The sequence below is a fragment of the Bacillus vallismortis genome, assembly GCF_004116955.1.
GTDB classification, from domain to species: domain Bacteria; phylum Bacillota; class Bacilli; order Bacillales; family Bacillaceae; genus Bacillus; species Bacillus vallismortis.
On sequence record NZ_CP026362.1, the window covers coordinates 3,347,501 to 3,361,709 of the forward strand.

Consider the following 14,209-nt stretch of genomic DNA (forward strand, 5'->3'; position numbering starts at 1 on the left):
CTTATATTCCGTAATATATCCTTAGAAAGGAGGTGATCCAGCCGCACCTTCCGATACGGCTACCTTGTTACGACTTCACCCCAATCATCTGTCCCACCTTCGGCGGCTGGCTCCTAAAAGGTTACCTCACCGACTTCGGGTGTTACAAACTCTCGTGGTGTGACGGGCGGTGTGTACAAGGCCCGGGAACGTATTCACCGCGGCATGCTGATCCGCGATTACTAGCGATTCCAGCTTCACGCAGTCGAGTTGCAGACTGCGATCCGAACTGAGAACAGATTTGTGGGATTGGCTTAACCTCGCGGTTTCGCTGCCCTTTGTTCTGTCCATTGTAGCACGTGTGTAGCCCAGGTCATAAGGGGCATGATGATTTGACGTCATCCCCACCTTCCTCCGGTTTGTCACCGGCAGTCACCTTAGAGTGCCCAACTGAATGCTGGCAACTAAGATCAAGGGTTGCGCTCGTTGCGGGACTTAACCCAACATCTCACGACACGAGCTGACGACAACCATGCACCACCTGTCACTCTGCCCCCGAAGGGGACGTCCTATCTCTAGGATTGTCAGAGGATGTCAAGACCTGGTAAGGTTCTTCGCGTTGCTTCGAATTAAACCACATGCTCCACCGCTTGTGCGGGCCCCCGTCAATTCCTTTGAGTTTCAGTCTTGCGACCGTACTCCCCAGGCGGAGTGCTTAATGCGTTAGCTGCAGCACTAAGGGGCGGAAACCCCCTAACACTTAGCACTCATCGTTTACGGCGTGGACTACCAGGGTATCTAATCCTGTTCGCTCCCCACGCTTTCGCTCCTCAGCGTCAGTTACAGACCAGAGAGTCGCCTTCGCCACTGGTGTTCCTCCACATCTCTACGCATTTCACCGCTACACGTGGAATTCCACTCTCCTCTTCTGCACTCAAGTTCCCCAGTTTCCAATGACCCTCCCCGGTTGAGCCGGGGGCTTTCACATCAGACTTAAGAAACCGCCTGCGAGCCCTTTACGCCCAATAATTCCGGACAACGCTTGCCACCTACGTATTACCGCGGCTGCTGGCACGTAGTTAGCCGTGGCTTTCTGGTTAGGTACCGTCAAGGTGCCGCCCTATTTGAACGGCACTTGTTCTTCCCTAACAACAGAGCTTTACGATCCGAAAACCTTCATCACTCACGCGGCGTTGCTCCGTCAGACTTTCGTCCATTGCGGAAGATTCCCTACTGCTGCCTCCCGTAGGAGTCTGGGCCGTGTCTCAGTCCCAGTGTGGCCGATCACCCTCTCAGGTCGGCTACGCATCGTTGCCTTGGTGAGCCATTACCTCACCAACTAGCTAATGCGCCGCGGGTCCATCTGTAGGTGGTAGCCGAAGCCACCTTTTATGTTTGAACCATGCGGTTCAAACAAGCATCCGGTATTAGCCCCGGTTTCCCGGAGTTATCCCAGTCTTACAGGCAGGTTACCCACGTGTTACTCACCCGTCCGCCGCTAACATCAGGGAGCAAGCTCCCATCTGTCCGCTCGACTTGCATGTATTAGGCACGCCGCCAGCGTTCGTCCTGAGCCAGGATCAAACTCTCCGATAAAAGTTTGACTGACTACGCACATTGCTGTGCGATTTATAAAAATGAATTAACAGGTACGTTTTGTCTTGTTTAGTTTTCAAAGATCATTTTTTTGTGCGCTTTGTTAAAGCAACTTTATTAGTATATAACGTTACTTCTTCAAAGTCAACAACTTTTTCTTATTTAATTACACTAGCGTGCAACTGCTTGGCGGCGTCCTACTCTCACAGGGGGAAACCCCCGACTACCATCGGCGCTGAAGAGCTTAACTTCCGTGTTCGGCATGGGAACGGGTGTGACCTCTTCGCTATCGCCACCAAACAAATGCCTTCAGGATGAAGGTACTGGGCGTTTCTCACAGGATGTGAGAGCCCTTAGCGGAGTTTCTTTCCGCCTTTTAGAGAGATGTTCTCTCAAAACTAGATAACAGATATGACATCAATCAAAATGTGGTTAAGTCCTCGATCGATTAGTATCTGTCAGCTCCATGTGTCGCCACACTTCCACCTCAGACCTATCAACCTGATCATCTTTCAGGGATCTTACTTCCTTGCGGAATGGGAAATCTCATCTTGAGGGGGGCTTCATGCTTAGATGCTTTCAGCACTTATCCCGTCCGCACATAGCTACCCAGCGATGCCCTTGGCAGAACAACTGGTACACCAGCGGTGCGTCCATCCCGGTCCTCTCGTACTAAGGACAGCTCCTCTCAAATTTCCTGCGCCCGCGACGGATAGGGACCGAACTGTCTCACGACGTTCTGAACCCAGCTCGCGTACCGCTTTAATGGGCGAACAGCCCAACCCTTGGGACCGACTACAGCCCCAGGATGCGATGAGCCGACATCGAGGTGCCAAACCTCCCCGTCGATGTGGACTCTTGGGGGAGATAAGCCTGTTATCCCCGGGGTAGCTTTTATCCGTTGAGCGATGGCCCTTCCATGCGGAACCACCGGATCACTAAGCCCGACTTTCGTCCCTGCTCGACTTGTAGGTCTCGCAGTCAAGCTCCCTTGTGCCTTTACACTCTGCGAATGATTTCCAACCATTCTGAGGGAACCTTTGGGCGCCTCCGTTACCTTTTAGGAGGCGACCGCCCCAGTCAAACTGCCCACCTGACACTGTCTCCCCGCCCGATAAGGGCGGCGGGTTAGAAGGTCAATACAGCCAGGGTAGTATCCCACCGATGCCTCCACCGAAGCTGGCGCTCCGGTTTCCAAGGCTCCTACCTATCCTGTACAAGCTGTACCAACATTCAATATCAGGCTGCAGTAAAGCTCCACGGGGTCTTTCCGTCCTGTCGCGGGTAACCTGCATCTTCACAGGTACTATAATTTCACCGAGTCTCTCGTTGAGACAGTGCCCAGATCGTTGCGCCTTTCGTGCGGGTCGGAACTTACCCGACAAGGAATTTCGCTACCTTAGGACCGTTATAGTTACGGCCGCCGTTTACTGGGGCTTCAATTCGCACCTTCGCTTACGCTAAGCGCTCCTCTTAACCTTCCAGCACCGGGCAGGCGTCAGCCCCTATACTTCGCCTTACGGCTTCGCAGAGACCTGTGTTTTTGCTAAACAGTCGCCTGGGCCTATTCACTGCGGCTCTCTCGGGCTTGCACCCTAACAGAGCACCCCTTCTCCCGAAGTTACGGGGTCATTTTGCCGAGTTCCTTAACGAGAGTTCTCTCGATCACCTTAGGATTCTCTCCTCGCCTACCTGTGTCGGTTTGCGGTACGGGCACCTCTCACCTCGCTAGAGGCTTTTCTTGGCAGTGTGGAATCAGGAACTTCGCTACTATATTTCGCTCGCCATCACAGCTCAGCCTTATGGGAAACGGATTTGCCTATTTCCCAGCCTAACTGCTTGGACGCGGATATCCAATACCGCGCTTACCCTATCCTCCTGCGTCCCCCCATTGCTCAAATGGTGAGGAGGTGGTACAGGAATATCAACCTGTTGTCCATCGCCTACGCCTTTCGGCCTCGGCTTAGGTCCCGACTAACCCTGAGCGGACGAGCCTTCCTCAGGAAACCTTAGGCATTCGGTGGAGGGGATTCTCACCCCTCTTTCGCTACTCATACCGGCATTCTCACTTCTAAGCGCTCCACCAGTCCTTCCGGTCTGGCTTCACAGCCCTTAGAACGCTCTCCTACCACTGTTCGAAGAACAGTCCGCAGCTTCGGTGATACGTTTAGCCCCGGTACATTTTCGGCGCAGAGTCACTCGACCAGTGAGCTATTACGCACTCTTTAAATGGTGGCTGCTTCTAAGCCAACATCCTGGTTGTCTAAGCAACTCCACATCCTTTTCCACTTAACGTATACTTTGGGACCTTAGCTGGCGGTCTGGGCTGTTTCCCTTTCGACTACGGATCTTATCACTCGCAGTCTGACTCCCAAGGATAAGTCATTGGCATTCGGAGTTTGACTGAATTCGGTAACCCGGTAGGGGCCCCTAGTCCAATCAGTGCTCTACCTCCAAGACTCTTACCTTGAGGCTAGCCCTAAAGCTATTTCGGAGAGAACCAGCTATCTCCAGGTTCGATTGGCATTTCACCCCTACCCACACCTCATCCCCGCACTTTTCAACGTGCGTGGGTTCGGGCCTCCATTCAGTGTTACCTGAACTTCACCCTGGACATGGGTAGATCACCTGGTTTCGGGTCTACGACCACGTACTCATGCGCCCTATTCAGACTCGCTTTCGCTGCGGCTCCGCATCTTCTGCTTAACCTTGCACGGGATCGTAACTCGCCGGTTCATTCTACAAAAGGCACGCCATCACCCGTTAACGGGCTCTGACTACTTGTAGGCACACGGTTTCAGGATCTCTTTCACTCCCCTTCCGGGGTGCTTTTCACCTTTCCCTCACGGTACTGGTTCACTATCGGTCACTAGGGAGTATTTAGCCTTGGGAGATGGTCCTCCCGGATTCCGACGGAATTTCACGTGTTCCGCCGTACTCAGGATCCACTCAGGAGAGAACGAAGTTTTGACTACAGGGCTGTTACCTCCTATGGCGGGCCTTTCCAGACCTCTTCATCTACCTCGTTCCTTTGTAACTCCGTACAGAGTGTCCTACAACCCCAAGAGGCAAGCCTCTTGGTTTGGGCTAATCCCGTTTCGCTCGCCGCTACTCAGGGAATCGCATTTGCTTTCTCTTCCTCCGGGTACTTAGATGTTTCAGTTCCCCGGGTCTGCCTTCTCATATCCTATGAATTCAGATATGGATACCACTCCATTACGAGTGGTGGGTTTCCCCATTCGGAAATCTCCGGATCAAAGCTTGCTTACAGCTCCCCGAAGCATATCGGTGTTCGTCCCGTCCTTCATCGGCTCCTAGTGCCAAGGCATCCACCGTGCGCCCTTTCTAACTTAACCGTTAAAAAGTATCACTATGTGATATCTTGTCTTACTAATTGAATGTGATGTCTACTGTTATCTAGTTTTCAAAGAACACGTTTCGAAGGAATGATCCTTCAAAACTAAACAAGACAGGGAACGTTCTGTTTATAAGACCCAAGGTCTTATATTCCGTAATATATCCTTAGAAAGGAGGTGATCCAGCCGCACCTTCCGATACGGCTACCTTGTTACGACTTCACCCCAATCATCTGTCCCACCTTCGGCGGCTGGCTCCTAAAAGGTTACCTCACCGACTTCGGGTGTTACAAACTCTCGTGGTGTGACGGGCGGTGTGTACAAGGCCCGGGAACGTATTCACCGCGGCATGCTGATCCGCGATTACTAGCGATTCCAGCTTCACGCAGTCGAGTTGCAGACTGCGATCCGAACTGAGAACAGATTTGTGGGATTGGCTTAACCTCGCGGTTTCGCTGCCCTTTGTTCTGTCCATTGTAGCACGTGTGTAGCCCAGGTCATAAGGGGCATGATGATTTGACGTCATCCCCACCTTCCTCCGGTTTGTCACCGGCAGTCACCTTAGAGTGCCCAACTGAATGCTGGCAACTAAGATCAAGGGTTGCGCTCGTTGCGGGACTTAACCCAACATCTCACGACACGAGCTGACGACAACCATGCACCACCTGTCACTCTGCCCCCGAAGGGGACGTCCTATCTCTAGGATTGTCAGAGGATGTCAAGACCTGGTAAGGTTCTTCGCGTTGCTTCGAATTAAACCACATGCTCCACCGCTTGTGCGGGCCCCCGTCAATTCCTTTGAGTTTCAGTCTTGCGACCGTACTCCCCAGGCGGAGTGCTTAATGCGTTAGCTGCAGCACTAAGGGGCGGAAACCCCCTAACACTTAGCACTCATCGTTTACGGCGTGGACTACCAGGGTATCTAATCCTGTTCGCTCCCCACGCTTTCGCTCCTCAGCGTCAGTTACAGACCAGAGAGTCGCCTTCGCCACTGGTGTTCCTCCACATCTCTACGCATTTCACCGCTACACGTGGAATTCCACTCTCCTCTTCTGCACTCAAGTTCCCCAGTTTCCAATGACCCTCCCCGGTTGAGCCGGGGGCTTTCACATCAGACTTAAGAAACCGCCTGCGAGCCCTTTACGCCCAATAATTCCGGACAACGCTTGCCACCTACGTATTACCGCGGCTGCTGGCACGTAGTTAGCCGTGGCTTTCTGGTTAGGTACCGTCAAGGTGCCGCCCTATTTGAACGGCACTTGTTCTTCCCTAACAACAGAGCTTTACGATCCGAAAACCTTCATCACTCACGCGGCGTTGCTCCGTCAGACTTTCGTCCATTGCGGAAGATTCCCTACTGCTGCCTCCCGTAGGAGTCTGGGCCGTGTCTCAGTCCCAGTGTGGCCGATCACCCTCTCAGGTCGGCTACGCATCGTTGCCTTGGTGAGCCATTACCTCACCAACTAGCTAATGCGCCGCGGGTCCATCTGTAGGTGGTAGCCGAAGCCACCTTTTATGTTTGAACCATGCGGTTCAAACAAGCATCCGGTATTAGCCCCGGTTTCCCGGAGTTATCCCAGTCTTACAGGCAGGTTACCCACGTGTTACTCACCCGTCCGCCGCTAACATCAGGGAGCAAGCTCCCATCTGTCCGCTCGACTTGCATGTATTAGGCACGCCGCCAGCGTTCGTCCTGAGCCAGGATCAAACTCTCCGATAAAAGTTTGACTGACTACGCACATTGCTGTGCGATTTATAAAAATGAATTAACAGGTACGTTTTGTCTTGTTTAGTTTTCAAAGATCATTTTTTTGTGCGCTTTGTTAAAGCAACTTTATTAGTATATAACGTTACTTCTTCAAAGTCAACAACTTTTTTAAAAACATTTAGTGGAGCCTAGCGGGATCGAACCGCTGACCTCCTGCGTGCAAAGCAGGCGCTCTCCCAGCTGAGCTAAGGCCCCATTGGAATGGTCGGGAAGACAGGATTCGAACCTGCGACCCCATGGTCCCAAACCATGTGCTCTACCAAGCTGAGCTACTTCCCGATTGTCTATTCATTTAAAATAATGATGGCGCGCCCGAGAGGAGTCGAACCCCTAACCTTTTGATCCGTAGTCAAACGCTCTATCCAATTGAGCTACGGGCGCAACAAGTGCATTTTAAAATATCCCACTAGGATAAAAATGGAGCGGAAGACGGGATTCGAACCCGCGACCCCCACCTTGGCAAGGTGGTGTTCTACCACTGAACTACTTCCGCATATCGCAATAAAAAAAGCTTTCTCCTTTTTGAGAAACCTTGATAATAATACCTTAATAAAGCTTCCAAGCGGGCTCGAACCGCTGACCTCTTCCTTACCATGGAAGAGCATCTTGAAAGTTTATATCCGGTTTCTTAGGACAAAAGTAATTATAGCAGGGTTTTGATAAATGTCAATACGGTTTAAACAAATTTAGAAAGGTGGCGAATAATCGTGTTTGCCACCTTTCTGCCACCCTGGGTGGCGGACACCTGAAATTAACCCCGAACAAATAATTCATTAAAATTAAAAATGAGCCCAAAATAAAAAACCATCTATTATAAGATGGCTTTCATTTAACAACTTTCAATGTTCTTGGTAATCCTTCTTCCCAAGTTACATATTCTTTTCTTCTTAATGCATCCAAAAGGCCTTTTACTGTGCTTGTTGATTTCAAACTTAGTTCTTTCATTAGTTCTCTATATGATGGAGGAAACCCCTTTTCCTTTATATGTTTTTCAATTGCCTTCAACGCTTCTAATTGTCTCTCTGTGATTTTACGCATAATTCCTGACCCCTCTTTTAGTTGTTGCAGGAGAAACTGCAAGGATATTTTCGATAGTAAACGTCTTTGTTTGTCGGCTGGTGAAACAATAAGCTCGAATGTAACCCTGCTTAATTTGCCGAACAATAATTGATCTCTTTGTGATAAGGCCGTCATTTTTCATATAAATCATATCTAATGCTGTTTTCTCATTTAATGAACGTTTTAAAATCGATTCCATGCTTTCCTCCTCCTTCTTTACCATTATTTTATACGAACGTTAGTTCTGTTTCAAGTTGAAAAGCGAATGTTTGTTCTGTTATTATTTACTCAAGGAGTGATGAACATGTCTGAAGGAATTTTTGATAAACGGTGGGAACAAAAATTTATCTTGCCCGAACACAGAGAAGCTTTATTACATAGAAAGATCGAAACCAAAAAAATTGAAAAGCCTGTTCTTGATGGATACCAACTTGAGGAAATGGCGCGGGTTATTTCTGAAGCAATGGAGAACAATGCGGCTATGACCATTAGTTTTTATAGAAATGGCTTTATTGAGGACGTAACCGGACATGTTCATTACATAAATGAAGTTAATCAAAATCTACATGTAAAGGATTTTAAAGGGGATACTAATTATATAGCATTTGATTGGCTTGTTTTTGCAGAAACAAAATAACCCTCTCTAAACGAGAGGGGCACTGCAAGTTATGTTTGTAATCTTGCAGCCATTTGCATTTCTTCTTTTTTTGTGTTAGATAAATCAGTATGCACTTGCAAACTGCCTCCAATAAAAGCAATTAACCCAGCCACAATAACTATGGAGGAAACAGACAAACCGATTTGCTTTTTAATATTCATACAAGCAATCACCTCGCTGAATTTGAAGTTGTGCCTCAACCATCTGATCATAATACATTGTAGCATTTTCATAGTCTTTTGACTCTTTGAAGTAATTAGCTGTGAGAAGTGTCAATTCTTCTATATATGAAAACATGTGGATATTTTTTAGTTTATCTAATATTTTGGTGAGTGCTTTCTCATTACCACCTTCGACGTATAATGCTTTCAAATACTCATTCAACAATACAAAAAGATGATCTTCATATTCTTTCGATAACTCTAAACCCTTTTGTAAGATTATACTTGCCTCATCCTTTTTCTGTTTGAACAAAACAATAGCCAATGAATAAAAACAGTGAGGGAGTGTCTGGGACTTTATTTCTTCACCAACAGCAATAGACTCTTTTAAATACTCTTCAGCTATATCAGTTTGGTCCATATAGTGGTGACTCTCGCCTAGATTGTAAAGTGCTGAAGTAATTAGCCTTTTATGACCTAATTCTTTAGCCAACTTTAAAGCTTCTTCAAGATGCTGTAAACCTTTTTCGTAATGTTTAAAGTCGAGATAGTTACCAACAACTACGAATAGACTTTGAATTTTACGGACTTTGTATAGTGGGTGCTGATCATATACTTCAAGTGCTTTCAATATATGATGCATAGAGACGTGCGTTTGTTTCATATTGTAATATGCTTCAGCTACTTTAAAATGAAATTCCGCCTGCTCAATTTCATCCTTTACAGCATAAAGTTCTTTTTCTGCTTTACGATAAAAGTTTATGGCCTCTACATATTCTTTATGATCAAATTCATACATACCGCGGAAAAATAACGAGTAATACTTCAGGAGTCCAGTTAGTTTTTTTTGTGGAGTTTCAATCTTTTCAAGTAATTCAGCTATACTCGGTCGTGACGTCCTATACTTTTTCTCCGGTTCTAAGTAATCGAGCATCAACTGATGACGAAAACACATAAGAGAATAATATATCAGTAAATCCTGGTCCTCTTCCATTTTTTTAATTTCCTGTTCAACTTCAACTTTCAAAATTTCAGCATCCGGAACACTGAATTGACGAATCATTTTATACCAGTCGTTGATTTTAACGCCTACATGTGACGATGGCAAAACCAAATCCATGGCTTAACCTCCCTCTCCATCCTTTTTATGTAATATTTTATCATTTTCCATATAATGCTTGTCCGCAAAAAAACCGCAAACTTTTTCTTCGGTTCAATTCATAATTCTTAAAAATAAAATTCATAATAAAAAAGCAGGCGTTACGCCTGCTTTTTTGTAAGGACTCTATCAATTAAAAACAAAAACAAACTGAATAACAAGGACATAACTAACATGTCGAGTATAGTTATCCCCGAATCTCTCTTTATACCGAAGAACAAAATAGCTTGTAAAATTAAAGAGACCAAGAAAAACAATATGTACTTCATACTTTTCATGTTAGAACATCCCCTTTAGCGTTTTTATTTACCGATACAACGTACACTAAACCAAGCTAAACTTGCAGCTAAACCAACTACTCCGCCCTTAATGGCATTTTTACCTACTATTTTAATGATCTGAATTGCAGCTTCTTTCCAGAGTTTCTTTTCAAGTAATTTTTGTAAACCACCTGTAATAAAGCCGATTCCAGTGAAGTCAATGATCTTGTCTTTCAAGCAACCCATATATGATGCTGTCGAGAAATCTCCTGCAGGATTTGGAACACCTACTAGGTCAGATTCAGTGAGCTCCTCACCATTAACCATTTTAACAAAGGCAACGATAGGCGCAACGTTCTCAGGTCCGAATTTTTCAGAGACTAATTGCTCATTTACAACATATTTGCCATTTTCGAGAGTAGATGCTTCATCAAATATAAACTGCATTTCCTGTGCTAATTGGTCTTCTTCTGAAAGATTTTGCGCATTAGCAAATGGCGTAAACACCGCTACAGATAAAGCTAAAGCACACATCAAGGCAACAATAGACTTCCAATTTTTCTTTAAGGTAATCAACTTTGAAACTCCTCCTTTGGAAATGATTAGTATTACCTAATATTGTTATATCAATTATCCATGCACTTATCAACCATATTTTACATAATTATCAATCACGTGGTAATATTTTGATATCAAAACAGTTTAGAAGGGATAGATAATGAAAGTATTTGAAGCTAAATCACTGCTTTCTGAAGCTGAAAACCGAGCAAAGGAATATAAAGTAACAAGGAATCAAATGGTTAAATTAAAGAAAGCATTTAAAGCTGTCGCTGATTTAGATGATAGTGAGTTTTCTGGTAAAGGCGCCAATAACATTAAATCATTTTATGAAGATCAGGCTGGCATTGCTGACCAATGGATTGATCTAATTGAGATGAAAATTTCTTTTTTAACGAGTATTCCTGGTATTTTGGAAGACGCTAGCTTATCAGATGCCTACATAGAAGAATCTTTCTTAGAGCATGAGTTGGCCAATGCTAATTCTAAATCAAAATCCATCATGTCAGAACAGAAAAAGGCCATCAAAGACATCTTAAATGAAATACACGATATCCTTCCCTTAGATGTTTTTTCAACGGAAGATTTTAAAAATGAGTTATCTTCTGCTGAGAAAAAACGAAAAAATACAGTCGAGAAAATAAGTGAAGTCGATGAAAACCTAACGTCAGAATACGCCCTTTCAGAAGCAAATGAACAAATGATTCAGGCTGATTACCAAGCACTCATGAACGCTACAGCAAAAGGCAAGAGCGCCTCTCCCATCCACTATAATGCCAAGGCTTATAGGGACAGTGAAATTCATAAGATGACCGAGGATGTAAAAAAACAAACTACTGACTATATTTCCTTTAAAGATCAGCAGGCCGAACAAAGAAGAATTGCGAAGGAACAAGAGGAGCTCGCAAATAGGCCATGGTATGAAAAGACCTGGGATGTCGTTTGTAATTTTACGGGGGAAGTCTCCGGATATTATGATTATAAGAGAGCTGCTGATGGCGTCGATCCAGTCACCGGTGAAAAATTAACTGATGGGCAACGGGTGGCAGCTGGCGCAATGGCTGCGGCAGGATACATCCCTATAGTTGGCTGGGCCGGGAAATTAGCCAAAGGCGGAAAAGCTGTTTACTCAACGAGCAAAGCCATCTATAGGGCAGACAAAGCGCTTGATATCTATAAAACTTCTAAGACATTCCCTGCCCTTCAAAACTCCAGTAAAGGACTCTACGGTCTTGCGTCAGCGAATGGTTTTAGTGAAGCAATAACCGGCCGCGATATGTTTAGGAATAAGATTTCCGAGGAGAGACGTGAAAACAGCTTAAACAGTGCGCTTGCCTCAATTGCTCCGATAGGAATGATTGGTGCAGGTAAAGCATTAAAAATAAATTCTGGCGCAGGTAAACCTTCCAACTTATTCAGAGGAGAAGATTTCCCTTATGCAACAAAAAGACCAAATGGTATCGGTAAATCTCATATTTCACCTGAGACCGGGAACCTTGTCCCCGCAAACAAAAGTGGAATGTATCAAGGCCGTCAGGTAACTGTTACAGAACATATTTTAGGAGGGTATAGGAAAGGTGGAAAATCCAATAGTCCATATACCAGTTTTACAATTAACAAAAAGATAGCAAAAGGTTACGGGGAATATACTATTGAATTAAATATATCAGCTCTACGAAAAGCCATACGTTCTGGAGAACTAAAAGGAGTTGCTATCCTAAATCCAAAACAAATTGAGAGACTTATAAAAAACGACACGAGACAAACAGAAAACTGGAAGAAAAAAGCTCTAAAATGGACTAGTAGAGATACAGAGTATTTTGTTAAGGGTGAGATACCAAAAGAATACTTCAAAATGTTTCCTAAGGAGTGAAGAGAATGTTTCTTTATTATCAAAATGAGTGCTTAGGTGAGATAGATGGAGCAACAATAGAAGGACCTTGGGCTTATGGAAAAATTAAACCTAATGACAATATGGAAAAATTCAAAGATTTTTTTAGAGCAGTGGTGGATGAAGATGATCCCTCTGCAATCGAGAAGTTTGATGATGCTCTACTAGATGATGATAATTGGTTTATCATCGATGATGAGCAAAAAAAAGTAGGGATTTCTTTACCAGGAATCTACGAAGAAGATAACGAAATAAACTGGAGATGGAGATAAAAACAAAAAGGCCCCCTCATAAAGAGGCAGGGCCTTTTTCATTTCAATTTCTCTTCAATTTTCGCTTTTGTCTTAGGTCCATAAACGCCATCAGCAGTCAGACCACTTACTGACTGGAATCGTTTGACTGCATTTGCTGTTTTCGGCCCATAAACGCCATCAATGCCATTATTTTTCGCCCCTTTATCCGGATAAAAATAAAGAGCAGCAAGAGCATTTTGAACTTGTCTGACATTTGTTCCTTTCGTCATCGGACTTGTCACTTTAATAATTCCGGAAGGAAGCGGGTATGATGTCTTTTTGCCGCTTGTTTTAGCGCTGCTGGATGAAATGGATCCTTTTAGTTTCAACTTTTGTCCAACTGTAATTTTATTCGGATCTTTAATGTTATTCCAGCTCTGAAGATTTGCCACACTCACTCCGTGCTCTTTTGCTATTGCAGAAAGAGTATCACCTTTTTTCACTGTATATGTTGTTCCGGATCCTGAAGAGCCGCCTGAAGACGCTGAGCTTTCGCCTCCGATTTTTCTTAATTCATCAGCGATAGCGGCTTTTACTTCATCCCATCGACCCTCTGACAAAATCCGGTGAGGGCAAAATTTCCCGTTCCAGTCTTGATGTTTGCGAACTCGATCAACACCCCAGCCGCGTTCTTTAAGCAGCTGCGCCACAAACTTGATCGCCAGCTTTTCAGCAGCGTAGTATTTAGCACCTCCGGACTCGCTATAACAGATTTCGACACCAATCGACTTACGATTCCCGGGACCGTTTGTTCCGTCACCTGTGTGCCATGCATTGCGATTTAATGGTAGTCCTTGAATAACCTCTTTGTCATCAACGGCAAAGTGAAAACTAGTTGAACTGGTGTTTCCAATCATGTAACTGATCTCGTTAGCAGCTGACGCATCATTTGCCGTGTTATGGATGGTAATGTATTCCGCCGTCATGGGGTTTGGACATTTCAAAGCATATTTAGCTTCTGATACAAGATTCTTTTTAACTGAGATTGTCATATGTTTCCTCTCCTATTCTTTTTTTAGATAAAAAAGGCTGCCAGTTACCCAGCAGCTTGTTCTTTGTTTTTAGTTGTTTTTTCGTTGTCTTCTTCAATTACATGAAGCCGGTCCGTGATAGCCGCCGGAATCTTAACGCCGATCTGTGCCAGGTTCTCAGTAATTGAAAGCCCCTCATTTGCAATATAAAAAAGAACGGTTCCAAATGTTAGAACACCGTTCAGATTGAGAATAGTATCGACGATATTTGCCAAGATGACCACTAGAAAGCTAAGCATTTTTCGGACATAACCAAACCAAGCACTTCGGCTACGTAACTTCTTGAATTTCCACGCCTTAATTACGCCTGTTATAACGTCAAGGATGCTGAGAACTAACAATAAATCAAGGTACTTCACACCACCAAACAAATAAATTCTCGCTAAATCCAACGTTTCAAAGTTAATAAACACACTCGTTTCCTCCATTTCTTTATCACC

General features: G+C 45.0%; 10 protein-coding genes, 4 tRNA genes and 4 rRNA genes. 3 read left to right on the forward strand and 15 right to left on the reverse strand.

From position 1 onward, the window contains the following. Nucleotides 1–25: 25 nt before the first annotated feature. The 10 genes from BV11031_RS17575 to BV11031_RS17620 all read right to left on the reverse strand — a co-directional run bounded on the left by BV11031_RS17575 (nt 26) and on the right by BV11031_RS17620 (nt 7,957). Nucleotides 26–1,575 (reverse strand): 16S ribosomal RNA (locus BV11031_RS17575). A 184-nt stretch (nt 1,576–1,759) separates the two neighbouring features. Beyond that, nucleotides 1,760–1,875: ribosomal RNA gene (gene rrf, locus BV11031_RS17580) — 5S ribosomal RNA — on the reverse strand. Between the two features lie 128 nt (nt 1,876–2,003). After that, nucleotides 2,004–4,931: ribosomal RNA gene (locus tag BV11031_RS17585) — 23S ribosomal RNA — on the reverse strand. Between the two features lie 170 nt (nt 4,932–5,101). Further along, nucleotides 5,102–6,651, reverse strand: a 16S ribosomal RNA gene (locus tag BV11031_RS17590). The 16S, 23S and 5S rRNA genes sit together here with 4 tRNA genes alongside, the layout of an rRNA operon. Before the next feature lie 170 nt (nt 6,652–6,821). Further along, nucleotides 6,822–6,894 (reverse strand) — tRNA-Ala (locus BV11031_RS17595). Between the two features lie 7 nt (nt 6,895–6,901). Further along, nucleotides 6,902–6,978: transfer RNA gene (locus BV11031_RS17600), tRNA-Pro, on the reverse strand. Between the two features lie 25 nt (nt 6,979–7,003). Next, nucleotides 7,004–7,080: transfer RNA gene (locus tag BV11031_RS17605), tRNA-Arg, on the reverse strand. Nucleotides 7,081–7,117: 37 nt separating this feature from the next. Further along, nucleotides 7,118–7,192 (reverse strand) — tRNA-Gly (locus tag BV11031_RS17610). A gap of 332 nt (nt 7,193–7,524) precedes the next feature. Then, nucleotides 7,525–7,737, reverse strand: coding sequence for a LexA family protein (locus BV11031_RS17615; RefSeq protein WP_010330099.1), 213 nt, complete (start codon nt 7,735–7,737; stop codon nt 7,525–7,527). After that, nucleotides 7,730–7,957 (reverse strand): hypothetical protein, encoded by a 228-nt coding sequence (locus BV11031_RS17620; RefSeq protein ID WP_010330100.1) that lies wholly within the window; start codon nt 7,955–7,957, stop codon nt 7,730–7,732. The genes BV11031_RS17615 and BV11031_RS17620 overlap by 8 nt, the downstream gene beginning before the upstream one ends. A gap of 105 nt (nt 7,958–8,062) precedes the next feature. Between BV11031_RS17620 and BV11031_RS17625 the strand changes: the two genes are divergently transcribed. Continuing rightward, complete coding sequence (locus tag BV11031_RS17625) at nt 8,063–8,395, forward strand: YolD-like family protein (RefSeq protein ID WP_010330101.1); 333 nt, start codon at nt 8,063–8,065, stop codon at nt 8,393–8,395. 29 nt (nt 8,396–8,424) lie between these two features. Here BV11031_RS17625 and BV11031_RS22685 read toward each other — a convergent pair whose 3' ends face one another. The 3 genes from BV11031_RS22685 to BV11031_RS17635 all read right to left on the reverse strand — a co-directional run bounded on the left by BV11031_RS22685 (nt 8,425) and on the right by BV11031_RS17635 (nt 10,572). Continuing rightward, the gene (locus BV11031_RS22685) at nt 8,425–8,577 is read right to left on the reverse strand and encodes a hypothetical protein (RefSeq protein ID WP_010330102.1); all 153 of its coding nucleotides are present in this window, start codon (nt 8,575–8,577) and stop codon (nt 8,425–8,427) included. Then, nucleotides 8,567–9,697: a Rap family tetratricopeptide repeat protein gene (locus tag BV11031_RS17630; RefSeq protein ID WP_010330103.1), complete on the reverse strand. Its 1,131-nt coding sequence runs from the start codon at nt 9,695–9,697 to the stop codon at nt 8,567–8,569. Before BV11031_RS17630 ends, BV11031_RS22685 begins: the two co-directional genes overlap by 11 nt. Before the next feature lie 341 nt (nt 9,698–10,038). After that, nucleotides 10,039–10,572: a hypothetical protein gene (locus BV11031_RS17635; protein WP_010330105.1), complete on the reverse strand. Its 534-nt coding sequence runs from the start codon at nt 10,570–10,572 to the stop codon at nt 10,039–10,041. A 142-nt stretch (nt 10,573–10,714) separates the two neighbouring features. On the opposite strand from BV11031_RS17635, the gene BV11031_RS17640 reads away from it, so the two are divergent. Then, nucleotides 10,715–12,427 (forward strand): ribonuclease YeeF family protein, encoded by a 1,713-nt coding sequence (locus tag BV11031_RS17640; RefSeq protein ID WP_010330106.1) that lies wholly within the window; start codon nt 10,715–10,717, stop codon nt 12,425–12,427. A 5-nt stretch (nt 12,428–12,432) separates the two neighbouring features. Continuing rightward, nucleotides 12,433–12,717, forward strand: a complete 285-nt coding sequence (locus BV11031_RS17645; protein WP_014112422.1) for a hypothetical protein — start codon at nt 12,433–12,435, stop codon at nt 12,715–12,717. 38 nt (nt 12,718–12,755) lie between these two features. Here BV11031_RS17645 and BV11031_RS17650 read toward each other — a convergent pair whose 3' ends face one another. Both BV11031_RS17650 and BV11031_RS17655 read right to left on the reverse strand, forming a co-directional pair. After that, nucleotides 12,756–13,730 (reverse strand): N-acetylmuramoyl-L-alanine amidase, encoded by a 975-nt coding sequence (locus BV11031_RS17650; RefSeq protein ID WP_010330108.1) that lies wholly within the window; start codon nt 13,728–13,730, stop codon nt 12,756–12,758. 44 nt (nt 13,731–13,774) lie between these two features. Further along, nucleotides 13,775–14,197: a phage holin family protein gene (locus BV11031_RS17655; protein WP_010330109.1), complete on the reverse strand. Its 423-nt coding sequence runs from the start codon at nt 14,195–14,197 to the stop codon at nt 13,775–13,777. Between the last annotated feature and the right edge of the window lie 12 nt (nt 14,198–14,209).